Genomic DNA, 25616 nt, shown 5'->3' on the forward strand with positions numbered 1-25616 from the left:
CTTGCCGTCCGAACGCACGCCATCCGCGCCCATCCGGATGACCCTCGCTGTCTCGCATGTTAGAAGGCCTCTCGAAAGACGAGCTGGGCCAGGTCCACGACGCCCCCTCGTCCGTGCGGGCAGGTGAGGCCCTCGGGGATTTCGACGATGAGCGAGAAGCATCTGGAAGCCGGCCGCGCCGCGGCGGACATGGGGTCCATCCTTTCCGGCCGGCGCATGCGCCGCAATCGGCGCACCGACTGGTCGCGCCGCCTCGTCCGCGAGAACGCGCTCTCCGTCGACGACCTGATCTGGCCGCTCTTCGTGCTGGAAGGCGAGGGGCTGCGCCGGCCGGTCGCCTCGATGCCGCGGGTCGAGCGCCTGTCGGTCGATCTCCTGGTGCGCGAGGCGGAACGCGCCGCCAAGCTCGGCATCCCGGCGCTCGCGCTCTTCCCCTATACCGACCCCGACCTGCGCGACGAGGACGGCACCGAGGCGCTGAACCCGGAAAACCTGATCTGCCGCGCCTGCCGCGCCATCAAGAAGGAAGTGCCGGAGATCGGCCTCGTCACCGACGTGGCGCTCGATCCCTACACCTCCCACGGCCACGACGGCCTGATGGAAGGCGACGAGATCGTCAACGACCGCACCGTCGCCCGGCTCGTCGCCCAGTCGCTGGTCCAGGCCGAGGCCGGCTCCGACGTCATCGCGCCCTCCGACATGATGGACGGCCGCATCGGCGCCATCCGCCGCGGCCTCGACGCCTCGGGCTTCGACAACGTGCAGATCATGGCCTATTCGGCCAAGTACGCCTCCGCCTTCTACGGCCCCTTCCGCGACGCGGTCGGCACCAACAAGACGCTGCGCGGCGACAAGCGCACCTATCAGATGGACCCGGCCAACACCGAGGAAGCCATCCGCGAGACCGCCCTCGACATCGAAGAGGGCGCCGACATGGTCATGGTCAAGCCCGGCATGCCCTATCTCGACATCGTCCGCCGCCTGAAGGACACCTTCGGCGTGCCGACCTTCGCCTATCAGGTGTCGGGCGAATACGCGATGATCGAGGCGGCGGCCGGCAACGGCTGGCTCGACCACGACCGGGCGATGCTCGAGAGCCTGCTCGCCTTCAAGCGCGCCGGCGCCGACGGCATCCTCACCTATTTCGCGCCCTTCGTGGCCGAGATCCTGAAGGCCGGCCGTTGAGCTTCGCGCCGCCCGCTCGGTTCGTCCGTGCCGTGCAGCGCTTCCTGCTTCCCATTGCGGTGCTCGTGTCGGCGTTCGTCCTCGCCGCCTGCGAGCGCATCGCGCCGCTCGAACGCGACGCCTGCATCGCGGTGGTGCCGGCGCTCGAGCCACCCGGCACCGCGATCCGCATCACCGCCGTCTCGCGCCCGCAAGGCGCGCCGGCGGCCGTCGCCGTCGACTACGTCCGACGCCGTTCCGTCGAAGGGCTGGCGTCGCCGCTGCCCGAGACCGGCCCCCACCGCATCGCCTGCCACTTCCGCACCGATCAGGCCTCCGCCGGCCTTTCGGTTCTCGACGGCGTGCGCAGCGAGGCGGGGGATCTCGCGCCCGCCCGCCTCGTCTTCCTGCGCCGCTTCTGGTTGGCCGAGGCCGATGCCCGCGCGAGCGGCATGGGGCAGGTGACGATCACGCCCGGTGCGCTCGGTCGTGGTCTCGTCACGCTCGACGCGGAAGGCGGTCTCCGCCTGCAACAGGTCCTCGACGCGCTCGCCCCGGCGGCGCTCTACGCCCTGATGGGCCTCGCCTTCGCTCTCGTCTGGGGTGTCGTCGGCCGCATCGTCTTCTTCCTCGGCGAACTCGCCATGCTCGGCGCCTTCGTCGTGCCGACCGTCGCCGTCGCGATCGGGGAGGGGGCGTGGAACACCGCGATCGTCGCCGTCGCCGCCGCCTGCGGCGCCGCGGCCCTCGCCGTCGCTCTGTGGGGCGGGGCGATCGGCCATGCCGTCTTTTCCCGCGTCGCCTTCCGCGCCTCGCGGCCGGTGGTGATCGTCGGCGTCGGTCTGGCGATCGCGCTGCAGGAATTCGTCGCCCGCACCCACGGCGTACGCGACCTCTGGGTGCCGCCGCCGGCCGGTGCGCCGCTGCTCGTCGCCGACGGACCCTTCGAGGTGCTGGCGACGCCGATGCGCCTCGTCCTCGTCGCCGCCGCCTTCGCCGCCATTGCCGCCGTGCTCGTCGTCTTCCCCCGCACCGCCTTCGGCCGCGCCTGGCGGGCGGTCGGCGACGATCCGGTGATGGCGCGCCTCCTCGGCGTCGATCCCGCCCGCGTGCTGGTGGCGACGATGGCGCTCGCGGGTGCGCTCTGTGGGCTGGCCGGTGCGGTCCACACGCTCGCCTGGGGCGGCATCTCCTTCCACATGGGCACGGCGCTCGGCGTCAAGGCGGCGATCGCCGCGCTGATCGGCGGCCTCGTCTCGCTGCCCGGTGCGGCGCTCGGCGGCGTCGCGCTCGGACTGGTCGAAGCCGGCTGGACCGCCTTCCGCGGCGCCGACTGGCGCGACGCCGTCGTCTTCGCCCTGCTGGTGGTCGGCCTCGTCGTCGGCGCCTCCGGCCGCGAGCGGCTGGGCTGACGTCCTTTCCGCTTCGTCGACGAAGATGCTTTCCGAAACCTTCGAGTCTTCGGTTGAGAGAATCTGAATCGAATACTGTCTTCGCGATTCAGAAGATATTCATCAAAGCAATCGGATCCAGGGTTTTACCAAAACTTCATGATGCAATTTAAGGCGATTTTAGATGGACCCCGCTACATTCGCTCCATGAAAGGGCCAATAGAGCCCCAAGTATAGGCGAGCTGAGTGAGGCGTAGTTCAATGAACACTGTGAAGAAGGCGGCGGTTGCCATTCCCCGCACCGAGGAACAGGAAGCGATCCGGCCCCTCTACCTCGAAGCCCTGACCCTGGTCGAGCGTCTGCATCGTCGTCTCCTCGACGTCATCAAGGACGAGTTCGACCGCGTCGGCCGCGACGACGTCAACGCCGTTCAGGCCCTGCTGCTGTTCAACATCGGCGGCGCCGAACTGACCGCCGGCGAGCTGCGCACCCGCGGCTACTACCTCGGCTCCAACGTCTCCTACAATCTCAAGAAGCTGGTCGAGGGCGGCTACGTTCGCCACGAGCGCTCCCGCGTCGACCGTCGTTCGGTGCGCGTGTCGCTGACCGACAAGGGCCGCGAGATCGCCGAGATCGTCGATCGCCTCTACGACCGTCAGCTGCGTTCGATCGAACAGGTCGGCGGCATCGGCCAGTCGGAATTCGTGTCGATCAACAAGTCTCTCCAGCGCCTGGAACGGTTCTGGACCGACCAGATCCTCTATCGCCTCTGAGGAAGCCGGCTTCTTCTACGCGAGACACCCGAAGAAACGAAGAGGCCCGGACATCCGTCCGGGCCTTTCGCGTTCGCCCGGCGATCATGTGTCGCGGGCGGCTGCTCTGCGCTTGCCTTCCGGCGCGGCTCGGGCTCTGGTTGCGGTACCCGTTCACCAGCCGAGCCTCCGTCTTGCAGCCCTCCGTCCGCGCCCCCCTCGTCCTGCCCCACGAAATCCTGACCGGCCTCCTGGTGACGCTGGTCGGCTACGCCTCCTCCGGCGCGATCGTCATTCGCGGCCTCGCCAACGTCGGGGCGAGCGAGGGCGAGATCGTCTCGGCCATGGTCGGCATCGCGCTGGCGCTCGCGGGCCTCGCGGTCGGCCTCTCGGTGTGGACGCGGATGCCGATCTCGATCGCGTGGTCGACCCCCGGCATGGTGCTGCTGGCGACGGTCGGTGTCGGCGCCGGCGGATTTCCCTCGGCCGTCGGCGCCTTCGTCACGACCGGGCTGCTGATCGCCGCCTCCGGCATGTTCGAGCCGCTCGGCCGTCTCGTCGCCGCCATCCCGAAGCCGGTCGCCAACGCCATGCTCGCCGGCGTGCTGCTCAAGTTCTGCGTCGCCCCCTTCGTCGGGCTCGCCAAGATGCCGCTCGAGATCGGCGCCATCGTCGTCACCTGGGTGGTGTTGATGCGCTTCGTCCGGCTGTGGGCGGCGGCGGCCGCGGCGGCGGTCGCATTGGCGCTGATGGCCTTCGGCGGCCAGGGCGCCTTCGACGGCCTCGCCTTCGCCTGGCCGCAGCCGGTGCTGATCGCTCCGGTCTTCGACCTCGAGACGACGATCTCGATCGCCCTGCCGCTGTTCCTGGTGACGATGGCGTCGCAGAACATCCCCGGCTACGCGGTGATCGGCGCCTTCGGCTACCACCCGCCCTTCCGCCCGCTCCTGATCGCGACCGGCTTCGTCTCGGCGCTGCTGGCGCCGCTCGGCATGCCGGTGGTCAATCTGGCGGCGCTGACCGCGGCGCTCGCCGCCGGCGAAGAGGCCGGTCCCGACCGTTCGCGCCGCTGGATCGTCGCCTCGATCGGCGGCATCGGCCACGGCCTCCTCGGCATCGTCGCGGTGGTCGCCGTGGCGTTGGTGATGCGCTCCTCGCCGCAGCTGATCGAGGCCGCCGCCGGCCTCGCGCTGGTCGGCGCCTTCGGCGGCGCCACCAAGGCGGCGCTCGACGTCGAGGAGGATCGAATCCCCGCGCTCGTCACCTTCCTGGTCGCGGCGTCGGGCCTGTCGTTCCACGGCGTCGGGTCGGCCTTCTGGGCGCTGGTCGCCGGCCTCGCGGTTCACATCCTCGCGAAGTGGAAACCGGCCGGAAAGGCGTGACCGGCCCTTGCCGCGCGGATTTGCTGCAACACTTCTCCGTCGTGCGATCCCGGCGGCGTGCCGGGGCTGGCCGGCGACATGTTTCGGCCATATTGGAATGGGTAACCAACACCTTGGAAACAGTGGTCCGCCGCATTCCCGGTCGTGTCCGTCGCTGGCGCGACGAGCCGGGCGAGCCGGGCGGACGCCGATGTCGACCTCTCCCTGCGAGAGGCATGCGTGACGATCCCGGCCGAGGCCTTCGATCGATGCGTTCGTCGTCGGGACAGCGATCATGGAGAACCAAGCGGTGCATCGCCCCAACGCCACTTCTGCCGGCCGTCTCTCGCGCCGTGCGCTGCTTGCCGGTCTCGCCGGCTGGACCGTCGCGCCGGTCGCCTTCGCCCAGGCCGGGGAAACGCCGCTCGAGGCGCTGACGCGCTCGCAGGCCGTGCGCGAATGGCAGCAGAAGTTCGATGCCGGCAACAATGCCGCGCAGGCCGAACGCATCAAGTCCGAGACGCCGCTGCTCTCGCCCGAGACGGTCGCCGCCATCGAGGCCGCCATCCCGCAGCTCCAGGCCCAGCAGGCCCGCGGCGGTTGGCCCAAGATCAAGTCGTCGATGCGCCTCAAGGTCGGTTCGCGCTCCGAAGCGGTGCCGCGTCTGCGTGAGCGTCTGGTCGCTTCCGGCGACATGTCGCCGGAGCAGGCCCGCATGGGCTATCACGACACGTTCGACAGTTACGTCGACAGCGCCGTACGCCACTTCCAGGTGCGCCACGGTCTGCGTCCCGACGGCGTCGTCGACGACACCGTGATCGAGGTGATGAACGTTCCGATCGAGACCCGCATCTCGCAGCTCGAGATGAACCTCGTCCGCATCCGTTCGATGTCGGGCTTCCTCGGCGAACGCTACATCTTCATGAACATCCCGGGCGCCGAGCTCGAGATGGTCGAGCAGGGCCGGGTGATCGAGCGTCACAACGCGGTGGTCGGCAAGATCGACCGCCAGACCCCGGTGCTGACCTCGCAGGTCCGCGAGATCAACTTCCACCCCTACTGGCACGTGCCGGTCTCGATCATCAAGAAGGACCTGATCCCGAAGATGCAGACCGAGCCGGACTATCTGGCGAAGAACCACATCCGGATCTTCGACGGTCGCGGCCAGGAGGTTCCCCCGCAGGCGGTCGACTGGAACTCGGCTCAGGCGCTGCAGTACCAGTTCCGTCAGGATCCGGGCGGCGACAACGCCATGTCGACGGTGAAGGTGACCTTCCCGAACAAGGACGACGTGTACATGCACGACACGCCGTTCAAGGATCTGTTCGGCGACAACAACCGCTTCTACTCGTCGGGCTGCATGCGCATCCAGAACATCCAGGGTCTGGTGACCTGGCTGCTGCGCGACACCGCCGGCTGGACGCCGGAGGCGGTCGCCGACGCGCTCGCCAACGGCCAGCGCCTCGACGCCAAGCTGAAGACGCCGGTGCCGGTCTACATCAACTACATCACCGCCTGGGCGACCACCGAGGGCGCCATCCACTTCCGCGACGACATCTACAACAAGGATGGCGTCGGCATGCTGGTGGCGCAGGAGTGAGCCCCCGTCCCGGCGCGGTCCGCGCCGGGACGTGTGACGCTCCCGTGGAGCGTCGCGAACGATGGAAGCCCCGCGCCCGACGAGCGCGCGGGGTGCGGTTCGGGCGCGAGAGCCCGGCGGCATCGGGCCGCCGCTCGTCGGTCGCCTGTGGGCGCCGTGCCGCCACGTGTCGCCCGTCCCGCCTCGCCTCCGTACGGGTCGATCCCGCCCCCCGACACCGCCGCGAGCGGCCTGCGTTCGACGCGGGGCGGCCGGCGCCGATCCGAGACCGAGCGGCACGCTTTGCCCGCGTATGAGCATCTCCCGCTCGTCCCGGAAATTTCACATGATCCCGCCACTTTCCGGAACGCGCGGTCGAGGGCAGGAATGCCGACGACAACGACGGCGAAAGGGGATCCCATGGCCGAAACTTCGACGGAGCTCGAAACGCTCCTCATGCAACGCAGTCTGACCGACGCGGCCCTCGCGGCGGCGGCCGACCAGGCAGCCGACTACCGCATTCTGCCCGACGCGATCGTCCTCAAGATCGGTGGCCAGAGCGTGATCGATCGCGGCGCCGCCGCGGTGCTGCCGCTGGTCGACGAGATCGCCGCCGCGCGCAAGACGCACAAGATGCTGATCGGCACCGGCGCCGGCACCCGCGCCCGTCACCTCTATTCGGTGGCGGCGGGTCTCAACCTGCCGGCCGGCCTGCTGGCGCAGCTCGCCTCCGCCGTCTCCGAGCAGAACGCCTCGATCCTCGGCCAGCTGCTGGCGCGGTACGGCATCTCGTCGATCGACGGTTCCGGCCTGTCGTCGGTGCCGCTCTACCTCGAGCGGGTCAACGCCGTGATCTTCCCCGGCATGCCGCCCTACAAGCTGTGGATCCGCCCGTCGACCGACGGCGTCATCCCGCCCTATCGCACCGACGCGGGCTGCTACCTCGTCGCCGAGCAGTTCGGCGCCAAGTCGATGATCTTCGTGAAGGACGAGGACGGTCTCTTCACCGCCAATCCGAAGACCGACAAGAAGGCCACCTTCATTCCGAAGATCTCGGTCGACGAGATGAAGGAGCGCGGCCTGCAGGATTCCATCCTCGAATTCCCGGTGCTCGATCTCCTGAAGTCGGCCCGCCACGTCCGCGAGGTCCAGGTGATCAACGGCCTCGTTCCCGGCAACCTGACGCGCGCGCTCGCCGGCGAGCACGTCGGCACCATCATCACCGCGAACTGAGGGCAACGCCATGACCGACAACGCCATCAAGCACGTCGCCTCCGCGCTCGCCCGCCAGACCCTTCAGGACCGTACACTGACCCGTCCGGTCGCCGGCGTCCGGCCGATCCGCCTCCTGCCCTGGCTGCAGGTGGTCAAGATCGGCGGCCGTTCGATCATGGACCGCGGCGCCGAGGCGATCCTGCCGATCGTCGCCGAGATCCGCGCCCTGCTGCCCGAACATCGCCTGCTGATCCTGACCGGCGCCGGCATCCGTGCCCGCCACGTCTTCGGCGTCGGCCTCGATCTCGGCCTGCCGGTCGGTTCGCTCGCCCCGCTGGCGGCCTCCGAAGCCGGGCAGAACGGCCACATCCTGGCCGCCATGCTGTCCTCCGAGGGCGTCTCCTACGTCGAGCATCCGACGATCGCCAACCAGCTCTCGCTCTACCTCCAGGCGGCGCGCGCGGTGGTCGGTTCGGCCTTCCCGCCCTACCACCACCATGAGTTCCCCGGTTCGCGCATCCCGCCGCACCGCGGTGACACCGGCGCCTTCCTGGTGGCCGATGCGCTCGGCGCCGCCGGCCTGACGATCGTCGAGGACGTCGACGGCGTCTACACCGCCGACCCGAACGGTCCCGACGCCGCCTCGGCGAAGCTGATCGGCGAGACCGGTGCCGCCGAACTGGCGAAGACCACCGGCACGCTGCCGGTCGATCGCGCCCTGCTCGACGTGATGGCCAATGCCCGCAACCTGACCAAGGTCCAGGTGGTCAACGGCCTGGTGCCGGGCCGCCTGACCGCGGCACTGCGCGGCGAGCACGTCGGCACGATCATCCGCGCCTGAGGCGGACCGACACGACGATCCGGGCGGCGCCGACGCGTCGCCCGGTCCTCCCCGCCGCCGGGCGGGTCTTCATCCGTTGAAACGGACGCGGCCGAGACAGGAGAGGTCGTAGCCGCCGAGCGCGCGGGCCTTGTCGGCGAATTCCGCCGTGCCGCAGAAGCGCCAGAAGGTCTGGAACGGCTCCTCGAACCACGACCGCCGCGCCACCACGATGTCGAACCGCTCCTCGATCAGCGGCACGAAGCGCAGTCCGTGGGCGCGCGCCGCCGCCTCGATGCCGAGGCCGACGTCGGCCCGGCCCTGCGCCAGCGCCTCGGCGAGGTCGCTCTCCGACCGCTCGCAGCCGTCGACGAAATGCAGGTCGGCCGGCACCATCTTCTCGCGCGCGAGAAGGCGGGTCAGCACCATCTGGCTGCCGGCTTCCGGCTGGCGCGCCTGGAAGCGCAGGCCGCGCGCCTCGGCGAGCGACCGCGGCTGGCGGATCGTGTCGGGTGCCAGCAACAGGCCGCGCCGCCGCTTGACCCATTCGATCAGAACCCAGGGCGCGCCGGCGAAGGTCTCGCGCGCCGCCTCGACGTTCCAGTCGCCGTCGGCCTGCGGCAGGTGCAGGCCCGCCGCCATACATTCGCCGCGCCGCGCCCGCGCCAGACCGTCGAGCGCGCCGTCGAGGAAGGCGGCGATGCCCGAGCGCGACCGCCGCAGCGCCCATTCCAGCAGCGGATCGTGCCCGCCCGCCATCACCGCCGGCAGCTCGGCGCGATCGCTCGGCGCCTTCGCGGGAACTTCGGGCCCCGCCTGCGTCGCGGCGATCCAGGCGGTGACCTCGGCTTCCGGGAACAGGAGTTTGCCCGTCACCTTGCGAAACGGAATGGCGCCGGTCGCGACCAGATCGTAGACCTTGCGCTCCTTGACGCGGAGCAGCGCGGCGACTTCGCGGGTGGTGAGATATTCGGGCATGGCGTCCGGAAATTTTGCAGGTCGGCGGAGAATGCGGGCCGGCCGATCCGCCCGCAAGGGGGATCCGCAATTTCCCCCCGTCGAGGACGGGCGCCGCCGCGCATCGCGCCCGCGACACGTCGCCCCGCCCGGTTGACCGGCGGGCCCCCGCGCCCCATCTGCCCTTCGATTGGTTCGATCGCGGGAGGGCACCATGTCCACGACGATCTTCCTCGGCCGGCTCATCGGCCTCTACATCGTGATCGTCTCGCTGGCGATGGTCCTGAACCGCCGGCAGATGCTCGCCGTCTTCGCCGAAATGACGGCGAGCCGCCCCTGGATGCTGTTTTCCGGCATGGTGGCGAGCGTCGCCGGCCTCGCCATCGTCCTCGGCCATCAGGTCTGGCACGGCGGGCCGCTCGCGATCCTCGTCACGCTCGCCGGCTGGACGGCGCTCGCCAAGGGGGTGACGCTGCTCGTCCTGCCCGCCGATCGCGTCGGATCGCTGATGACGACCATGGGCATCGAACGGCACTTCCATCTGTGGATGGGCGGAACGCTGCTCTTCGGCGTCGTTCTCACGGCGCTCGCCTTCGCCGCCTGACGGAGAGGGGCGAGCCCCGGAGCGATGCATTATTGTGATGGCTCCGTCGAATTTCGTCACTGCGACACGCGAGGGGGAGATTCGCCGCGCGTTTCGTGGTATCGCCCGCGCGACCGAGGCCGGTGACGCCGGCGAAGAAACGACGAGGTGCCCATGACCCAGTCCGCCAACACGCTCTTCCCCGGCTTCTTCTCCAAGGGCCTCGCCGAAAGCGACCCTGCGCTCTTCAAGTCGATCGAGGACGAGCTCGCCCGCCAGCAGGACGAGATCGAGCTGATCGCTTCGGAAAACATCGTCTCCCGCGCCGTTCTCGAGGCGCAGGGCTCGGTGATGACCAACAAGTACGCCGAAGGCTACCCGGGCAAGCGCTACTACGGCGGCTGCGAATGGGTCGACGTCGCCGAGACGCTGGCGATCGAGCGCGCCAAGCAGCTCTTCGGCGCCGAATACGCCAACGTCCAGCCCCACTCGGGCGCCCAGGCGAATCAGGCGGTGTTCTTCACCTTCCTCCAGCCCGGCGACGCCTTCATGGGCCTCGACCTCGCCTGCGGCGGCCATCTCACCCACGGCTCGCCGGTCAACCAGTCGGGCAAGTGGTTCCGTCCGGTGCCCTACAAGGTGCGCCCGGACACCCACCTGATCGACATGGACGAGGTCCGCACCCTCGCCCGCGCCGAGAAGCCGAAGCTGATCATCGCCGGCGGCTCGGGCTATCCGCGCCGCATCGACTTCAAGGCCTTCCGCGAGATCGCCGACGAAGTGGGCGCGATCTTCATGGTCGACATGGCGCATTTCGCCGGTCTCGTGGCGGGCGGCGCCCACCCGAACCCGCTCGACCATGCCCATGTGGTGACCACCACCACCCACAAGACGCTGCGCGGTCCGCGCGGCGGCATGATCCTCTCGCGCGATCTCGACATCGGCAAGAAGATCAACTCGGCCGTCTTCCCGGGCCTCCAGGGCGGCCCGCTGATGCACGTCATCGCCGCCAAGGCGGTCGCCTTCGGCGAGGCGCTGCGTCCCGAGTTCAAGACCTACGCCGCCCAGGTGGTGAAGAACGCCCAGGCCATGGCCGGCGCGCTGCTCGAGCAGGGTCTCGACCTCGTCTCCGGCGGCACCGACACGCACCTGATCCTGGTCGACCTGCGCCCGAAGAAGGCGACCGGCAACGTCACCGAGAAGGCGCTGAAGCGCGCCCACATCACCTGCAACAAGAACGGCATTCCCTTCGACCCGGAGAAGCCGATGGTGACCTCGGGCGTCCGCGTCGGCTCGCCGGCCGGCACGACCCGCGGCTTCGGCGAGGCCGAGTTCCGCGAGATCGGCCTGATGATCGGCGAAGTGGTCAACGGCATCATGCGCAACGGCCCCGACGGCGACGGCCAGATCGAAGCCCGCATCAAGGAACAGGCGACGGCGCTCTGCCGCCGCTTCCCGATCTACGGGTGAAGCCGGCGGGCGTCGGTCTCAGCGGCCGATGCGACGAGATGAGACGAGACGAGACAGAAGAGGCCGGGAGGGATCCCGGCCTTTTTATTTGTTCAGGTTGAACGGCACGGTGTCCTAATACGACCCTAAGCGGACGCTCATAAAACGCCGACATGGTTGCGAGATCGGACCTGCGGTGAACATCTTCTGTCGGAGGTCGAGGCGAACTCATTGCATGGTGTCAGCGTTTGCCGCTACAACTAAGCGATGCAGTTAATGACGCAGGTCAACGAGCATCGACTGGGCTCGTCGGGCGGTAGTTTACGGGCTTTACTCCTCTGGTTGATTCGAAGGGCTTTTCCATGCGCCTACTCAAAATACATATCACTCGGTTCCGTCGGTTTGCCAATTTGACCATTCAGAATATCCCAACAAGTGCCAAGGTAGTCGTGCTTGCAGGTCCGAATGGTTCCGGCAAATCAGCGCTCTTTGACGCTCTGCTTCTGAAATACCGCTTGGACAATGGATATGGTTGGCATAACGACCCCAGGTATTACGATCGTCAACAGGAGCCGATCGAGGGCCTCGGCGCTAGGATCTCCGTCACCACTGACGCCGGGAACGGCTTTACCCGGGGCAATCTGTACGTTCGGAGTGCGTACAGGCACGACCACGAATTCTCGATCGCTTCCCTTTCACGGCAAGGAGCCATCCTCGACAGCGTGAAATTGAATCGACTGATCGAGCCTGATGCCACGGTCAGCGCCAACTATCAGCGCCTTGCCTCTCAAGCGATGGAAGACGTATTCGTCAACGAGGCGGCCGGGACGACCATGGGCGACTACCGCGAGAAGCTGATCGGTGAGGTCCGATCGCCGTTGAAGCGGTTGTTTCCCGAGCTGACCCTCGTCGGTATTGGCAATCCTCTCGACCAGGGTACCTTCCAGTTCGACAAGGGTACCTCGAAGGGCTTTGACTATAAAAACCTTTCCGGCGGTGAGAAGGCAGCTTTCGACTTACTCCTGGATTTCGTGGTCAAGCGACGCAGTTATGCGGATGCGATCTACTGCATTGATGAACCGGAAACTCATATGAACACGAGGCTGCAGGCGGCGCTCCTTGGTGAACTTGTCGGTCTACTTCCCGAAAGATCGCAGCTTTGGATAGCATCGCACTCGATCGGCATGATGCGGAAGTCGCGCGAAATGTATGATGCTGACCCGACATCGGTGGCCTTCCTTGATTTCAGCGGCCACGATTTCGATCAAGCGATTACTCTCTCGCCAAGCAAGCCTACCCGTGTCTTCTGGGAGGGAGTGATGCATGTCGCCCTCGACGATCTCGCCGCACTGGTGGCACCAAAGCAAGTGGTCATCTGCGAAGGCAATCCGATGGGCGCAGTGCCAGGAAAGAACACCGAGCACGACGCTCGGATATACGAAGCGATCTTCGGCGATGAGATGCCTGACACGACCTTCATTTCGGCCGGTAATTCGAAGGAAGTACAGAACGATTTTATAGGACTGGCGACTGTGCTACCGAAACTTGCCTCGGGCATGAAAATCATCCGCCTAATCGACCTGGACGACAATTCTCAGACTGACGTTATCGCCTATAAAAGCAAGGGCATACACGTTCTGAGCCTCCGGCATCTGGAGGCCTACCTCTATGACGACGAGGTGTTAGTCGCCCTCTGCGAATCGGTGGGGAAGCCCGAGAAGGCGCCCGACCTGATCGCCGCCAAGGCTACTGCGATTGCCACTGTGGTGAGCCAGGGGCATCCCGCGGACGACATTAAGAAAGCGGCGGGCACCATCTATGTCGAGGCTAAGAAGATGCTATCGCTCACGCAGGTGGGCAACGATGCCCCGGCATTCGCGCGGAATACGCTGTCGAAGCTGATTAAACCCGGCATGGCTATCTATAACCGGCTGCGCATGGACGTGTTCGGGACCTGATCAGACCCAAGCCCTTCCTTCTGCTCGCCTTTTAAATTCAAGGCTGTTCGGAACCAAGTTCGTCAAGGAAAAAGCAGGAGGTCTCCGGTCTAGGCGATGCTTGGAGTTCACGTCGTTTCCTAGAACAGATGCGATGGTTGGCGGTGGGTAATGGATGTTGGGTAAGTGTACTTGGTCCATTTGGCCTCAGTGGTCGTGGCTTTACCCTCGGGATCTGCGGTCCGATCTAAATCAGCACCGAACGCCCACTTACGGCGCGGTTTAGACCTCCCCTCCCCCCTCACTCCCCCCGCACGATCCTCCCCCCCGCCGGCGCCGCGACCACCGTTGCCGCGCCGGCGATGTACTTCTCCAGCGCCTCGACGTCGAACATGCCCGTCACCGTGTCGCGGCCCTTGCGGAGCGTGGTGAAGCCGTCGCCGCCGTCGGCGAGGAAGGCGTTGACCGTCACGCGGTAGGTCTTCTTCGCCTCGATCGGCTTTCCCCCGAGCTTCATCGTCGCCGGGTCGACGCGGGCACCGATCGGCTTCGAGGCACTCCACGCATAGGTGAAGCCCTTCGACACCTGCAGCACCCGGGACTTCGGCTGGTCGCGCCACTGCTGTTCCAGCACGTCGTGCAGCTCGGCGCCGGAGAGCGTCATCGTCACCAGCTGGTTGCCGAAGGGCTGGACGGCGAAGACGTCGCCGTAGGTGACGGTGCCGTCCTCGGTCTTCTTGACGAGATCGGTGCGGATGCCGCCGGCGTTGGTCAGCGCGATCTCGGCGCGCGCGCCCTCCGCCTCGCGGGTGGCGGCGAGCTGGGCGTCGGCGATCAGGCTGCCGAGCGCGAATTCGCCCGAGGGCGTGTCCTCCTTGCGCAGGGTCTCGGCGATGCGGCCGACGGGGCGGGCGATCAGGGGGCCCGCCACCTTCTCGTAGGCCGAGACCAGCGCCGTCTGTTCGGCGTCGGGGGCGATCGCGTCGGTGCGCACCACGAGGTTGGCGGCGCGCGTCTCGACGATCTTCCTGGTCGTGCGGTCGATCGTCACGCCGATTTCGGTCACCATCGAGCCGAACTTGTCGCCGGAGGTGACGAGCCGCCCGTCGATGTCGCAGACATAGGCCTTGTGGGTGTGGCCCGAGACCACCAGCCGCACCGCCGGATCGAGCTTCTCGACGATGTCGACGATCGGCCCGGAAATGCCGGGGCAGTCGTTGCGCCCGCCGGTCGGGAAGCCGCCCTCGTGGATCAGCACGACGATCGCCTCGACGCCCTGCTCGCGCAGCTTCGGCACCAGCGCGTTGACCGTCTCGGCCTCGTCGCGGAACTCGACCCCGGCGATGCCCGAGGGCGAGACCAGCTGCGGCACGCCCTTCAAGGCGAGGCCGATGAAGCCGACCGGCACGCCCTCGAAGGTCTTGATCGCGTAAGGAGGAAGAATCGGCTCGCCGGTCTTCCTGTCGATCGTCGAGGCGGCGAGATAGCGGTATTTCGCGCCCATGAAGGGATGGAGCGCCAGGCACGCCTTGTCGGAGGAGCAGCCGCCGTTCTGCTTGCGTAAGAGCTCGACGACGCCCTTGTCGAACTCGTGATTGCCGACGGCGGAGAGCTCGAGCCCCATCAGCGACAGCGATTCGATCGTCGGCTCGTCGGCGAAGAGGGCGGAGAGCAGCGGCGAGGCGCCGACCAGATCGCCGGCGGCGACGAAGATCGTGTTCTTCGACTTCGCCCGTTTCTCCTTGACCAGCGTCGCCATCGCCTCGACGCCGCCGACCGGCACCTCGATGATCTTCGTCGGGTCCGCCGGGTCCTCGATCTTCAGCCTGCCGGGCGACTTGAGATTGCCGTGCAGATCGTTGATGGCGAGGATCGTCAGCGCGATCGGCCCGGTCTCCTCGGCGCGGACGGGGAGGGCGGCGACCATCAGGCCGCAGAGGCCGGCGAGGAGAGACATACGGCGAGACGTCATGGTTTCTTCCGGCTTGGGGACGGCGAGGTCGGGGGCGGCGGGCCTCCGGCGGCGAGGATCGTCTCCCGATCGTGTCCGGTCAATCCACCGCGGGGAGGTGCGCGCGCCGCCCCCCTCGCCACCGCCCCCGAAGGTCGTGTAGAAACGTCGGCGACGAACGGAGTGCTTCGGCACGGGGAGTGGACGATGCGGTGCCCCTATTGCGGCAATGAAGACACCCAGGTGAAGGACAGCCGCCCGACGGAAGACGGCGCGGCGATCCGTCGCCGGCGCATCTGCTCGGCCTGCGGCGGGCGGTTCACCACCTTCGAACGGGTGCAGCTGCGCGAACTGACGGTGCTCAAGCGCTCCGGCCGCCGCGTGCCCTTCGATCGCGACAAGCTGATGCGCTCGGTCCAGGTCGCCTGCCGCAAGCGCCCGGTCGATCCCGACCGCATCGAGCGCATGGTCAGCGGCATCGTCCGTCAGCTCGAGAGCCTCGGCGAACCCGAGGTCAATTCCGAGCAGATCGGCGAGCTGATCATGGAGGGCCTGAAGGGGCTCGACGACGTCGCCTACGTCCGCTTCGCCTCGGTCTATCGCAACTTCCGCGAGGCCAAGGACTTCGAGGATCTGCTCGGCGAACTCTCCGGCGTCGAGAGCCCGATCCGGTGAGCCGTCCCGCCGGTCCCTCCGCCGCGACGGACCTCGATCGGCGCATGATGGGGGCGGCCATCCGGCTCGCCCGCCGCAATCTCGGCCTGACCGGGCCCAATCCGTCGGTCGGTGCGATCTGCGTCGTCGAGACGGCCGAAGGCGTTCGGGTCGTCGGCCGCGGCGTCACCGCGCCCGGCGGCCGGCCCCATGCCGAGCCGCAAGCGCTGGCAGAGGCCGGCGATCGCGCGCGCGGGGCGACGCTCTACGTCACGCTCGAGCCCTGTTCCCACCACGGCAAGACGCCCCCTTGCGCCGACGCCATCGTCGCCGCCGGCATCGCCCGCGTGGTGGTCGCCCGCGACGACCCCGATCCGCGCGTCGCCGGCCGTGGTTACGAGAAGCTGCGCGAGGCCGGCATCACCGTGGTGCGCGGCGTCGAGGCGGCCGCCGCCTACGACGGATTGTCCGGCTTCCTCTCGCGGGTGACGCGGGCGCGGCCGGAGGTGCTGTTGAAGCTCGCGGTCTCCGCCGACGGCATGATCGGCAGGCCGGGCGTGCCGAATTTTCCGATCACCGGACCGGCTGCGCGGGCGCGAGCCCAGCTGATGCGGGCGGAGGCCGACGCCATCGCCGTCGGCATCGGCACCGCGGCGCTCGACGATCCGGAACTGACGGTGCGGCTCGAGGGCATGGAGCATCGCTCGCCGATGCGCGTCGTCTTCGATCGCGACGCACGGCTCTCTTCCGAGAGCCGGCTGGTGCGTTCGGCCGGGACCGTGCCGGTGCGCGTGGTGGCCGACGTCGCCCGCGCGGGCGTCCCCGATCGTCTCGGGGCTCTCGGCGCGACGGGCGTCGAGGTTTCCTCGCGTCCCGACGGTCGCCTCGATCTCGCGGCATCGTTGGAATCGCTCGCCGCGAGCGGCATCAACACGCTGATGGTCGAGGGCGGCGCGGCGCTCGCCGAGAGCTTCCTCGCCGGCGGCTTCGTCGACCGCATCGCGCTCTTCCGCTCGTCGGTGATCGTCGGTGCCGACGGCGTTCCCGCCCCGCCGTCGCTGGCGGGCGCACTCGCGCCGGACGGCGGTTTCCGCCGCGTCGGCCGCGAGGCCTGGGGCGACGACATGCTCGAAATTTGGGACGGCCGCGGCGAAGCGTAGCCTTGACCTCGCCGGTCTCCGCCCTTTCAGTGCGCTCGACCCATTCGAGGAGATCTCCATGTTCACTGGTATCGTCACCGCCGTCGGCGAGATCGTCGCGCTCGAGGAGCGCGCGGAAGTCGGCGTCCGCCTGACCGTCGCATCCCCCTACGATCCCGCGACCATCGACATGGGCGCCTCGATCGCCCACATGGGCTGCTGCCTGACCGTGGTCGACATGGGCCGCCTGCCCGACGGCCGCGCCTTCCACGTCGTCGAGGCGAGCCCGGAGACGCTGCGCTGCACGACGATGGGCGAATGGAAGGTCGGCTCGAAGGTCAACCTCGAGCGCTCGCTCAAGCTCGGCGACGAGATGGGCGGCCATCTGGTCACCGGCCACGTCGACGCGATCGCCACGATCGAAGCCCGTGTGGAAGAGGGCGACATGGCGGTCTTCACCTTCCGCGTGCCCCATGCCTTCGCCCGCTTCGTCGCGCCCAAGGGCTCGGTGGCGCTCGACGGCACGTCGCTGACCGTCAACGACGTCACCGGCGACACGTTCACGGTGCAGATCATCCCGCACACGCTTGCCGTCACCACCTGGGGCGAGAAGAAGGCCGGCGACCGGATCGACTTCGAGATCGACCTGATGGCCCGCTACGTCGCCCGCCTGCGCGAGGCCGAACAGGCCGGGTGATCGCGACGTCGGACTTCCATCGTTCGACTTCACCCCGAGGTGCCCGGCAAAGCCGGGCCTCGAAGGGCGAAGCCGGTGGCAGGGCTTTTGCGGCACGGCGTCCATACCCCCGCTCATGGTGAGGTGGCCGACCGATGGTCGGCCACCTCACCATGAAGCCGAGAGGAGGCCCGGAAGCCGAGAGGAGGCTCGGGAGTCCCTCCTTCCGACCTTCTCATGCCTGCGTCCCGCGCCGAAACGCTGGACATTCGGCCCGCCATCGATCATTGATCCCGGCTCGAGACAGGAAATCCGAATGGATTTCCTGTTCCGTCCGCCGAAAACCCCGGCCTTCGGCCACGGGGTTTTCGCGGGTTCGTTTCCGGCATCGCGCAGCGATCGGCCGGAAACCGTTCGAGACCAGCCGGGATTTCCCATGTCCACCCAACGCCATCATGCCCCCTTCGATGCCGCCGCGGTCGCCGGATCGACCGTGTTGATCGTCGAAGGCGGTTTCGACGCCGAACTCGCCGCGGCGCTGCGCGCCGGCGCCGTCGCCGTCCTCGACGCGGCGAAGGTCGCCCACGACGTCGTCACCGTTCCGGGCGCGCTCGAGATCCCGACCGCCATCGCCTTCGCGCTCGCCTCCGAGGAGAAGCGCGGCCGCCGTTACGACGGCTACGTCGCGCTCGGCTGCGTCGTGCGCGGCGCCACCGGCCACTACGACGTGGTGGCGGGCGAATCCAACCGCGCGCTGATGGACCTCGCCGTCGAGAAGAAGCTGGCGCTGGGCAACGGCATCCTCACCGTCGAGAACGACGAGCAGGCGTGGGAACGCGCCGATGCCACCCGTCTCGACAAGGGCGGCTCGGCCGCAGCCGCCGCCCTCGCGATGATCGCGCTCTCGCGCAAGTTCGGACTGTGACCCGCATGACCACCGACCGCACCCCTCGCGAGGTCCGTCCCGCCAACAAGCGCGGCGCCGCCCGCCTTGCCGCCGTCCAGGCGCTCTATCAGATGGAGATCGGCGGCGGCGAGATCGCCGACGTCATCGCCGAGTTCGAGACCTTCCGCCTCGGTCAGGAGATCGACGGCGAGGAGTATCGCGAGGCCGACGCGGTCTTCTTCCGCGACATCGTCACCGGCGTCGTCGCCGACCAGAAGGTGATCGACCCCAAGGTCCACCAGACGCTCGTCGAGGACTGGCCGCTGAAGCGCATCGACGTCACGCTGCGCGAGATCCTGCGCGCCGGCCTGTGGGAGCTGATGCGCCGCCGCGACGTGCCGGCCAAGGTGGCGATCTCGGAATATGTCGACGTCGCCCGCGCCTTCTTCGACGGCGACGAGCCCAAGATCGCCAACGCGGTCCTCGACAAGCTCGCCCGCACCTACCGCCCGGACGACTTCGCCGCCTGAGGCCTCAACCGCCCCAGGTCAGCGTCAGCCCCGCGTCGCCCGGATAGCCGCCGGGGAACTCGAGGATGCGCGCCGTCAGGCCGAATCCGGCCGGCTTCAGCTCGTCGCGCCAGCGCTCGAAGACGTCGGCCGCCGGCCCGCGCAGCGACTGCGGCCAGTTCGGGTCGGGCGCGTTGATCATCCGCCCGCCGTCGGAACACAGCGCCGCCGGGAAGCGGATCAGCAGGAAGTCCTTCTCGCCGCGTTCGGCCGCGCCCAGCGCCCGGTCCTTGAGATCCTTCCACGCCCGCTCGTCGAGCCGCTCGCCGGCGAGCCTTTCCACCATCGCCTGCCGCGCCTGTTCCATCGCGTGCTTCTCGCGTTCGCGCGCCTCCCGCTTGGCGTCCTCGTGCGCCTCGACGAGGCGGCGGAAGGCCGACGCGGTGAAGCCCGGGTCGACCGGCTCCGCCGGCGCGGCGGGCGCCTCGGGGACGGTGGCGGAAGCGGCTTGCGGCTCCATCGGCGCGCGGGCGGGGCGGGGGTCCGGCCGGATCATCAGCGCGCGGGCGAGATCGGCGCGGCTGACGACGCCGACCAGCCGTTCGCCTTCGACCACGAAGACGCGACGCACCTTGCGCACCGCCAGCACGCCGGCGACCGTGGCGAGGTCGGCATCGGCCGCGACCGTGACGATCGGCGCCGTCATCACCTCGTCGGCGGTCCGCGCCGAGGGCTCGACGGCCTCGAGATATTCCGCCGAGAGCGACTGCCCCTGGGCGAGCTGCGCCAGCCAGCGCTCGCGGCGGCGGACGCGCTCGGGCGCGTGCTGGCCGATCAGGTCCCATTCGGAGACGACGCCGAGCGGCCGTCCCGCCTCGTCGACCACCGGCACGGCGCTGACCCGGGCGGTGAGCAGTGCCTTGGCGACGGCGGCGAGCGGGTCCTTCGGCTTCACGGTGACGAGCGTCCTGGTCATGATGTCGCGGGCGGTCATGGCATCCCTCGGCGCTGCGAGCCGGTCGGCGACCGGCGGGAAGACCCACAATGTAGTGCGTGCGGGGCGCCGCGGCATCGAAACGAATGCGTAGGCCGCACGCCGCCGTCGGCCGCTCCGGGCTCGACCCTGCCGCGCCGCTGGGCTATGCGGGAGAACCTCGCTCATCAGGAGCCGTCCGTGACCCGTCCCGGCGAAGACGACATCGTCGCGCGCTACTTCCGACCGCTCGCCACCGATCCCGGTGCGCTCGGTCTCGTCGACGACTGCGCCGCGCTCACCCCGCCGCCGGGCTGCGATCTGGTGCTGAAGTCCGACGCGGTGGCGAGCGGCGTCCACTTCTTCCCCGACGATCCGTGGGATCTGGTGGCGAAGAAGGCGCTGCGGGTGAACGTCTCCGACCTCGCCGCCAAGGGCGCCCGGCCGATCGGTTGGATGCTGACGCTGGCGCTGCCGACCGACTGGCGCGAGGAGGATCTCGCGGCGCTGTCGCGCGGCTTCGCCGAGGATCAGGCGACCTTCGGCCTGTCGCTCTTCGGCGGCGACACGATTCGCTCGCCCGACGGGCTCGTGCTGTCGATCACCGTCTTCGGCGCCGTGCCGACCGGCCGCATGGTGCGCCGCGCCGCGGCCCGCGTCGGCGACGTCGTCTGCGTCTCCGGCACGCTCGGCGATTCGGCCCTCGGCCTCCTCGCCCGGCTCGATCCGGCCCGCGCCGAGAGCTGGGGCCTCGACGCCGACGAACGCGCCCACATCGCCCGCCGCTACCTGCTGCCCGAACCGCGCCTGGCGCTGGCGCCGCTGCTGCGCGATCACGATGCCGCGGCGATGGACGTCTCCGACGGGCTCGGCCTCGATCTGGGCCGCATGATTCGCGGCTCCGGCGTCGCCGCCCGGCTCGATCTCGACCGCCTGCCGCTGTCGGCGGCCGCCCGCAGGGCCGTCGCCGCGGATGCGAGCCTGCGCGGCCGGATCGCCACCGGCGGCGACGACTACGAGATCCTCGCTGCGGTACCCGAGGACCGCTTCGCGGGTTTCGCGGCGGCGGCCGAGACGGTCGGCGTGGCGGTGGCGGCGATAGGCCGCATCGAGGAGGGGCCGCGGGGCCGCCTCGCGGTCTTCGACGGCGGCCTTCCCGTGACGCTCGCGGGCGACGGATACCGCCATTTCTGATCGTTTTCGAAAGCACTTGCGCTTCGCCCCGTCGCATCTTGCGAAATGGCCGAAACCGCGCGGCCGACACGCGTTTTTCCCTATGTGGGAAGGGCTCGCGACGCCTTGACGCCCCCTCGCTTGCCGTTAGGCTGTGACGCCCGATGAAGGGGGGCTGCGTGGGGGCGGGCCACCTTCTTCATTTCAACCATCGTCCCTGAGCGGTGCCCGGATCGGAAGCGGCGTGAGACCGCGAACCGGCCCCGCGACATGCACGGGAGGCGTCATGTCAATTCTTCTGGTCATTCTCTGCGGCTTCGTCTCACTCGCCTACGGCGTATGGGCGATCCGGTCCGTCATGGCGTCCGATGCCGGATCGGCGCGTATGCAGGAGATCGCGGGTGCGGTCGCCGAAGGCGCGCAGGCCTATCTGAAGCGCCAGTACACGGCCATCGGTGTCGTCGGCGTCGTCATCTTCATCCTGCTCGGCTTCCTGCTCGGCAAGGCTGTGGCGATCGGCTTCGTGATCGGTGCCGTGCTGTCCGGCCTCGCCGGCTTCATCGGCATGAACGTCTCGGTCCGTGCCAACGTCCGCACTGCGCAGGCGTCCACCGTGTCGCTCGCCGCCGGCCTCGACATCGCCTTCAAGGCGGGCGCGGTCACCGGCATGCTGGTGGCCGGCCTCGCGCTGCTCGGCGTCGCGGTCTACTACGGCATCCTCACCAAGATCGCCGGCTATGCCCCGAACGATCGCGTGGTGATCGACGCGCTCGTCGCCCTCGGCTTCGGCGCTTCGCTGATCTCGATCTTCGCCCGTCTCGGCGGCGGCATCTTCACCAAGGGCGCCGACGTCGGCGCCGACCTCGTCGGCAAGGTCGAGGCCGGTATCCCCGAGGACGATCCGCGCAACCCGGCCACCATCGCCGACAACGTCGGCGACAACGTCGGCGACTGCGCCGGCATGGCCGCCGACCTGTTCGAGACCTATGCGGTGACCGTGGTCGCCACCATGGTTCTCGCGGCGATCTTCTTCGCCTCGGCCCCGACGCTCGCGGCCACGATGCTCTACCCGCTGATGATCTGCGCGGTCTGCATCGTCACCTCGATCATCGGCACCTTCTTCGTCAAGCTCGGCGCCAACAACTCGATCATGGGCGCCCTCTACAAGGGCCTCATCGTCACCGGCGTCCTGTCGATCGGCGGTCTGGCGATCGCCAACACCCTGACCGTCGGTTGGGGCGAGATCGGCGTCGTCGACGGCCAGAAGATCATCGGCACCAACCTCTTCGCGTCGGGCATCGTCGGCCTCGTCGTCACCGGCCTGATCGTCTGGATCACCGAGTACTACACCGGCACCGGCAAGCGTCCGGTCGTCTCGATCGCCCAGGCGTCGGTCACCGGTCACGGCACCAACGTCATCCAGGGCCTCGCCGTCTCGCTCGAATCGACCGCCCTTCCGGCGCTCGTCATCGTCGGCGGCATCGTCTCGACCTACCAGCTCGCCGGCCTCTACGGCACCGCGATCGCGGTCACGACCATGCTCGGCCTCGCCGGCATGATCGTCGCCCTCGACGCTTTCGGCCCGGTGACCGACAACGCCGGCGGCATCGCCGAGATGGCGGGTCTGCCCAAGGAGGTCCGCCAGACCACCGACGCGCTCGACGCCGTCGGCAACACGACGAAGGCCGTCACCAAGGGCTACGCGATCGGTTCGGCCGGTCTCGGCGCGCTGGTGCTCTTCGCCGCCTACACCAACGACATCCAGCACTTCATCGCGACGGGCGCCCCCTACTTCAAGGGCGTGGAAAAGGTCACCTTCGACCTCTCCAACCCCTACGTGGTGGCCGGCCTGATCTTCGGTGGCCTGATCCCGTATCTCTTCGGCGGCATCGCCATGACCGCCGTCGGCCGCGCCGCCGGCTCGGTCGTCGAGGAGGTTCGTCGTCAGTTCCGCGAGAAGCCCGGCATCATGCAGGGCACCGATCGTCCGGACTACGGCCGCGCGGTCGACATGCTGACCAAGGCCGCCATCCGCGAGATGATCATCCCCTCGCTGCTGCCGGTCCTCGCCCCGATCGTCGCCTACTTCGGCGTGCTCGCCGTGTCCGGCTCCAAGGCCTCGGCCTTCGCCGCGCTCGGCGCCTCGCTCCTCGGCGTCATCGTCAACGGCATCTTCGTCGCGGTCTCCATGACCTCCGGCGGCGGCGCCTGGGACAACGCCAAGAAGTCCTTCGAAGACGGCTTCGTCGACAAGGACGGCGTGAAGCACCTGAAGGGTTCGGACGCCCACAAGGCCTCCGTCACCGGCGACACCGTCGGCGACCCCTACAAGGACACCGCCGGCCCGGCCGTGAACCCGGCCATCAAGATCACCAACATCGTGGCTCTGCTGCTGCTGGCGATCCTGGCCCATTGAGGCGGCGTTCCGGACGGGGTCTCCCCGTCCGGCGCATCTTCCGACTTCGAGAGACCCGCGCGGCACCCCCGCGCGGGTCTCTCCGCGTTCGGGGCGGCACGAACGAAGACCGCCGCCCCGAGGGGCGGCGGCGAAAGACTTCGGAAGCGCGGAATGCCGATCGATCAGTTGCCGCCGGCCAGCGGGTTCGACGGCGTCGCCTTGAGCATCTGCGACAGGAGGCCGTAGTCGGAGCCCGTCGTCTTGGTCTTGCGGCCGATGAAGTCGAACACCTTGCCGTCCTGCAGACCGTAGTTGCCGATCTCGCGGACGCGGCCCTTGTCGTCGAAATAGACGACCAGCACCTTCTGCTCGACCACCGACTGGTTGAGGAAGGCCACCTGGCGCTGCGTCTTCTGCGAGATGTAGTAGAAGGCCTCGCCGCCGACGGTGGCGGTGGTGGAGGGCGAACCCAGCACCAGGAGCACCTGCTCGCGGCTCTGGCCGACCTGCACCTGCTCCAGCGCGTTGTCGGGCGCGACGTAGCCGTGCTGGTAGGACTCGGCACAGCCCGCCAGCGGCAGGGCGACGGGTCCGGCGACGGCGAACGAGAGGGCGGCGGCGCGGAGGACGGCGGACGGACGCGACGGACGACGATGCATTTCCAACCTCCCGATGGGGTGCGGCGGCGGGGATGCCGGGCGGGGCGTCGATGCCGTATCCCCGCGATCGCTTGGCATCTTCCCTAACCTGCGCTAGGTCGAATGACAACGCCCGCGGGGGCCGGCCCGGCCCCTTCGCGACGAGACGCGAGATCGCGACCCATGTTCTTCGGCCTGTTCGGCCCGACCTTCGCCGAAACCACGCACGCCCTCTACGGGTCGATCGTGGCCGAAGCGCGGCGTCCGGCCTTCTACATCGACCACGCGGTGCCCGACACCACGACCGGTCGCTTCGACATGATGGTGCTGGTCACCGCGCTGGTGCTGCGCCGCCTGCGCGACGAGCCCAAGCCCGCCCCCGGCACACGCGTGCGCCGCGGCGCGAAGGCGACCGACCCGCACGAGCTCGGCCACCAGTTGCTCGACCTGTTCTTCACCGAGATGGATCGCGCGCTGCGCGAGACCGGCGTCGGCGACGTCTCGGTGGGCAAGCGCATCAAGAAGCTCGCCGCCGCCTACAACGGCCGCGCGATCGCCTATGATGCGGCGCTCGATGCCGGCGACGACGAGGCGCTCGCCGCCGCACTCGCCCGCAATCTGCTCGCCGGCCTCGACGACCGCTCAGCCGCTCCGGCGCTCGCCGTTTGGGTGCGCGCGGCGGCGGACGTGCTTTCGACCCTTCCCGTCGGCGACGTGCTCGCCGGCCGCATTCCCTGGCCCGCTGCGGCCGCCGCTTCTCCGAGGATCACGCCATGACCGCTCCCGCGCCGACGTCGCCGATCGTCCGCACCCTCGCCGCCCTCGACGTGCCGCCGGCCGGCACCCACGTCGCGATCACCGCCAACGCCGACCTGCGCGCCGCGCTCGCCGCCGCCGCCGAGATCCCGTCGGTCGAGAGCTTCTCGGTCGAGTTCGAGATCAAGCCCTGGGGCCGCGACGGTTTCGCGCTCACCGGCCGGGTGAAGGCCGAAGTGACGCAGGCCTGCGTGGTGACGCTCGAGCCGGTCCCCGGCCGTGTCGACGAGTCCATCTCCATCAAGCTCGTGCCGCCGGAGGGCTTCGCCCGCTGGGAGGAGAAGCAGGACGCGGAAGGGGCGATCGACATCGATCTCTCGGCGGAAGTCCCCGAGATCTTCGAGAACGGCACGATCGACCTCGGCGCCCTGGCGCTCGAACATTTCCTCGTCGGCCTCGATCCCTATCCGCGTAAGGAAGGCGCGGTTTTCGATGCCGATGCGGCGGGCGTCGGCGACGGCAGGGCGGAACTCTCGCCCTTCGCCGCACTGGCGCGCCGGGATAAGGAGTGATAGGGGAACGCTCCGAAGTTCTCCACGCGTCCGACCGTCGCTTGCCGCGTCGGTGAAAACGGATATTGTGCCGCCTCCGTCG

The 25616-nt window shown here is 68.8% G+C and carries 23 protein-coding genes; 19 read left to right on the top strand and 4 right to left on the bottom strand.

Translation table 11 applies throughout. The features are described from left to right. Positions 1 to 147: 147 nt before the first annotated feature. From hemB to ACT541_RS18315, 7 genes are all read left to right on the top strand, one after another. Entirely contained in the window at positions 148 to 1185 is a 1038-nt protein-coding gene (gene hemB, locus ACT541_RS18285; RefSeq protein ID WP_476138541.1) for a porphobilinogen synthase, read from the top strand. Continuing rightward, positions 1182 to 2576, top strand: a complete 1395-nt coding sequence (locus tag ACT541_RS18290; RefSeq protein ID WP_476138542.1) for a branched-chain amino acid ABC transporter permease — start codon at positions 1182 to 1184, stop codon at positions 2574 to 2576. Before hemB ends, ACT541_RS18290 begins: the two co-directional genes overlap by 4 nt. A gap of 240 nt (positions 2577 to 2816) precedes the next feature. Then, positions 2817 to 3329, top strand: a complete 513-nt coding sequence (ldtR, locus tag ACT541_RS18295) for a transcriptional regulator LdtR (RefSeq protein ID WP_476138543.1) — start codon at positions 2817 to 2819, stop codon at positions 3327 to 3329. A gap of 173 nt (positions 3330 to 3502) precedes the next feature. Beyond that, positions 3503 to 4690, top strand: a complete 1188-nt coding sequence (locus ACT541_RS18300; protein ID WP_476138544.1) for a benzoate/H(+) symporter BenE family transporter — start codon at positions 3503 to 3505, stop codon at positions 4688 to 4690. Between the two features lie 274 nt (positions 4691 to 4964). Further along, on the top strand, positions 4965 to 6269 hold the full coding sequence (locus tag ACT541_RS18305) for a L,D-transpeptidase family protein (RefSeq protein WP_476138545.1): 1305 nt from the start codon (positions 4965 to 4967) through the stop codon (positions 6267 to 6269). 399 nt (positions 6270 to 6668) lie between these two features. Next, a complete protein-coding gene (locus ACT541_RS18310) occupies positions 6669 to 7481 on the top strand; it encodes an amino acid kinase family protein (RefSeq protein ID WP_476138546.1) in 813 nt (270 codons plus the stop codon). 10 nt (positions 7482 to 7491) lie between these two features. Beyond that, positions 7492 to 8304 carry an amino acid kinase family protein gene (locus ACT541_RS18315; protein WP_476138547.1) on the top strand — a complete coding sequence of 271 codons (813 nt, stop codon included), beginning with the start codon at positions 7492 to 7494 and terminating at the stop codon, positions 8302 to 8304. 69 nt (positions 8305 to 8373) lie between these two features. Here the strand turns inward: ACT541_RS18315 and ACT541_RS18320 are convergent, their stop codons facing one another. Then, positions 8374 to 9261, bottom strand: a complete 888-nt coding sequence (locus tag ACT541_RS18320; RefSeq protein ID WP_476138548.1) for a substrate-binding domain-containing protein — start codon at positions 9259 to 9261, stop codon at positions 8374 to 8376. Between the two features lie 193 nt (positions 9262 to 9454). Between ACT541_RS18320 and ACT541_RS18325 the strand changes: the two genes are divergently transcribed. The 3 genes from ACT541_RS18325 to ACT541_RS18335 all read left to right on the top strand — a co-directional run bounded on the left by ACT541_RS18325 (position 9455) and on the right by ACT541_RS18335 (position 13230). Continuing rightward, the gene (locus ACT541_RS18325) at positions 9455 to 9844 is read left to right on the top strand and encodes a hypothetical protein (protein ID WP_476138549.1); all 390 of its coding nucleotides are present in this window, start codon (positions 9455 to 9457) and stop codon (positions 9842 to 9844) included. 153 nt (positions 9845 to 9997) lie between these two features. Beyond that, positions 9998 to 11293, top strand: a complete 1296-nt coding sequence (gene glyA / locus ACT541_RS18330) for a serine hydroxymethyltransferase (RefSeq protein ID WP_476138550.1) — start codon at positions 9998 to 10000, stop codon at positions 11291 to 11293. 341 nt (positions 11294 to 11634) lie between these two features. After that, the gene (locus ACT541_RS18335; protein ID WP_476138551.1) at positions 11635 to 13230 is read left to right on the top strand and encodes an AAA family ATPase; all 1596 of its coding nucleotides are present in this window, start codon (positions 11635 to 11637) and stop codon (positions 13228 to 13230) included. 280 nt (positions 13231 to 13510) lie between these two features. Here the strand turns inward: ACT541_RS18335 and ACT541_RS18340 are convergent, their stop codons facing one another. Continuing rightward, entirely contained in the window at positions 13511 to 15181 is a 1671-nt protein-coding gene (locus tag ACT541_RS18340; RefSeq protein ID WP_476138552.1) for a bifunctional metallophosphatase/5'-nucleotidase, read from the bottom strand. A gap of 186 nt (positions 15182 to 15367) precedes the next feature. On the opposite strand from ACT541_RS18340, the gene nrdR reads away from it, so the two are divergent. The 5 genes from nrdR (at position 15368) to nusB (ending at position 19045) form a co-directional block, all read left to right on the top strand. Beyond that, positions 15368 to 15835: a transcriptional regulator NrdR gene (gene nrdR / locus ACT541_RS18345; protein ID WP_476138553.1), complete on the top strand. Its 468-nt coding sequence runs from the start codon at positions 15368 to 15370 to the stop codon at positions 15833 to 15835. Then, positions 15832 to 16974 carry a bifunctional diaminohydroxyphosphoribosylaminopyrimidine deaminase/5-amino-6-(5-phosphoribosylamino)uracil reductase RibD gene (gene ribD / locus ACT541_RS18350; protein WP_476138554.1) on the top strand — a complete coding sequence of 381 codons (1143 nt, stop codon included), beginning with the start codon at positions 15832 to 15834 and terminating at the stop codon, positions 16972 to 16974. The genes nrdR and ribD overlap by 4 nt, the downstream gene beginning before the upstream one ends. 58 nt (positions 16975 to 17032) lie before the next feature. After that, entirely contained in the window at positions 17033 to 17650 is a 618-nt protein-coding gene (locus ACT541_RS18355; protein ID WP_476138555.1) for a riboflavin synthase, read from the top strand. Between the two features lie 415 nt (positions 17651 to 18065). After that, positions 18066 to 18554 (top strand): 6,7-dimethyl-8-ribityllumazine synthase, encoded by a 489-nt coding sequence (locus ACT541_RS18360; protein WP_476138556.1) that lies wholly within the window; start codon positions 18066 to 18068, stop codon positions 18552 to 18554. A gap of 5 nt (positions 18555 to 18559) precedes the next feature. Continuing rightward, complete coding sequence (gene nusB, locus ACT541_RS18365; protein ID WP_476138557.1) at positions 18560 to 19045, top strand: transcription antitermination factor NusB; 486 nt, start codon at positions 18560 to 18562, stop codon at positions 19043 to 19045. A 4-nt stretch (positions 19046 to 19049) separates the two neighbouring features. Here the strand turns inward: nusB and ACT541_RS18370 are convergent, their stop codons facing one another. After that, a complete protein-coding gene (locus ACT541_RS18370; RefSeq protein ID WP_476138558.1) occupies positions 19050 to 20018 on the bottom strand; it encodes a CBS domain-containing protein in 969 nt (322 codons plus the stop codon). 147 nt (positions 20019 to 20165) lie between these two features. Here ACT541_RS18370 and thiL point away from each other — a divergent pair, with 147 nt between their 5' ends. Both thiL and ACT541_RS18380 read left to right on the top strand, forming a co-directional pair. Next, positions 20166 to 21191 (top strand): thiamine-phosphate kinase, encoded by a 1026-nt coding sequence (gene thiL / locus ACT541_RS18375; RefSeq protein ID WP_476138559.1) that lies wholly within the window; start codon positions 20166 to 20168, stop codon positions 21189 to 21191. A 265-nt stretch (positions 21192 to 21456) separates the two neighbouring features. Next, positions 21457 to 23586, top strand: coding sequence for a sodium-translocating pyrophosphatase (locus ACT541_RS18380; RefSeq protein ID WP_476138560.1), 2130 nt, complete (start codon positions 21457 to 21459; stop codon positions 23584 to 23586). A gap of 164 nt (positions 23587 to 23750) precedes the next feature. Here the strand turns inward: ACT541_RS18380 and ACT541_RS18385 are convergent, their stop codons facing one another. Beyond that, positions 23751 to 24227: an outer membrane protein assembly factor BamE gene (locus ACT541_RS18385; RefSeq protein WP_476138561.1), complete on the bottom strand. Its 477-nt coding sequence runs from the start codon at positions 24225 to 24227 to the stop codon at positions 23751 to 23753. A gap of 162 nt (positions 24228 to 24389) precedes the next feature. On the opposite strand from ACT541_RS18385, the gene ACT541_RS18390 reads away from it, so the two are divergent. Beyond that, the gene (locus ACT541_RS18390) at positions 24390 to 24983 is read left to right on the top strand and encodes a ubiquinol-cytochrome C chaperone family protein (protein ID WP_476138562.1); all 594 of its coding nucleotides are present in this window, start codon (positions 24390 to 24392) and stop codon (positions 24981 to 24983) included. Further along, positions 24980 to 25534: a YceD family protein gene (locus ACT541_RS18395; RefSeq protein ID WP_476138563.1), complete on the top strand. Its 555-nt coding sequence runs from the start codon at positions 24980 to 24982 to the stop codon at positions 25532 to 25534. The genes ACT541_RS18390 and ACT541_RS18395 overlap by 4 nt, the downstream gene beginning before the upstream one ends. Positions 25535 to 25616: the final 82 nt, after the last annotated feature.

The organism is Pinisolibacter sp. DMC100 (assembly GCF_056313705.1).

Excerpts from the sequence above, each read along its gene's own strand:
- ACT541_RS18305 (WP_476138545.1), top strand. The coding sequence starts at position 4,965 with ATGGAGAACCAAGCGGTGCATCGCCCCAACGCCACTTCTGCCGGCCGT.
- ldtR (WP_476138543.1), top strand. The coding sequence starts at position 2,817 with ATGAACACTGTGAAGAAGGCGGCGGTTGCCATTCCCCGCACCGAGGAA.
- ACT541_RS18395 (WP_476138563.1), top strand. The coding sequence starts at position 24,980 with ATGACCGCTCCCGCGCCGACGTCGCCGATCGTCCGCACCCTCGCCGCC.
- ACT541_RS18310 (WP_476138546.1), top strand. The coding sequence starts at position 6,669 with ATGGCCGAAACTTCGACGGAGCTCGAAACGCTCCTCATGCAACGCAGT.
- ACT541_RS18320 (WP_476138548.1), bottom strand. The coding sequence starts at position 9,261 with ATGCCCGAATATCTCACCACCCGCGAAGTCGCCGCGCTGCTCCGCGTC.
- thiL (WP_476138559.1), top strand. The coding sequence starts at position 20,166 with ATGCGGGAGAACCTCGCTCATCAGGAGCCGTCCGTGACCCGTCCCGGC.
- ACT541_RS18360 (WP_476138556.1), top strand. The coding sequence starts at position 18,066 with ATGTCCACCCAACGCCATCATGCCCCCTTCGATGCCGCCGCGGTCGCC.
- ACT541_RS18385 (WP_476138561.1), bottom strand. The coding sequence starts at position 24,227 with ATGCATCGTCGTCCGTCGCGTCCGTCCGCCGTCCTCCGCGCCGCCGCC.
- ACT541_RS18390 (WP_476138562.1), top strand. The coding sequence starts at position 24,390 with ATGTTCTTCGGCCTGTTCGGCCCGACCTTCGCCGAAACCACGCACGCC.
- ACT541_RS18325 (WP_476138549.1), top strand. The coding sequence starts at position 9,455 with ATGTCCACGACGATCTTCCTCGGCCGGCTCATCGGCCTCTACATCGTG.
- nusB (WP_476138557.1), top strand. The coding sequence starts at position 18,560 with ATGACCACCGACCGCACCCCTCGCGAGGTCCGTCCCGCCAACAAGCGC.
- glyA (WP_476138550.1), top strand. The coding sequence starts at position 9,998 with ATGACCCAGTCCGCCAACACGCTCTTCCCCGGCTTCTTCTCCAAGGGC.
- nrdR (WP_476138553.1), top strand. The coding sequence starts at position 15,368 with ATGCGGTGCCCCTATTGCGGCAATGAAGACACCCAGGTGAAGGACAGC.
- ACT541_RS18315 (WP_476138547.1), top strand. The coding sequence starts at position 7,492 with ATGACCGACAACGCCATCAAGCACGTCGCCTCCGCGCTCGCCCGCCAG.
- hemB (WP_476138541.1), top strand. The coding sequence starts at position 148 with ATGAGCGAGAAGCATCTGGAAGCCGGCCGCGCCGCGGCGGACATGGGG.
- ACT541_RS18340 (WP_476138552.1), bottom strand. The coding sequence starts at position 15,181 with ATGACGTCTCGCCGTATGTCTCTCCTCGCCGGCCTCTGCGGCCTGATG.
- ACT541_RS18370 (WP_476138558.1), bottom strand. The coding sequence starts at position 20,018 with ATGACCGCCCGCGACATCATGACCAGGACGCTCGTCACCGTGAAGCCG.
- ACT541_RS18335 (WP_476138551.1), top strand. The coding sequence starts at position 11,635 with ATGCGCCTACTCAAAATACATATCACTCGGTTCCGTCGGTTTGCCAAT.
- ACT541_RS18380 (WP_476138560.1), top strand. The coding sequence starts at position 21,457 with ATGTCAATTCTTCTGGTCATTCTCTGCGGCTTCGTCTCACTCGCCTAC.
- ACT541_RS18355 (WP_476138555.1), top strand. The coding sequence starts at position 17,033 with ATGTTCACTGGTATCGTCACCGCCGTCGGCGAGATCGTCGCGCTCGAG.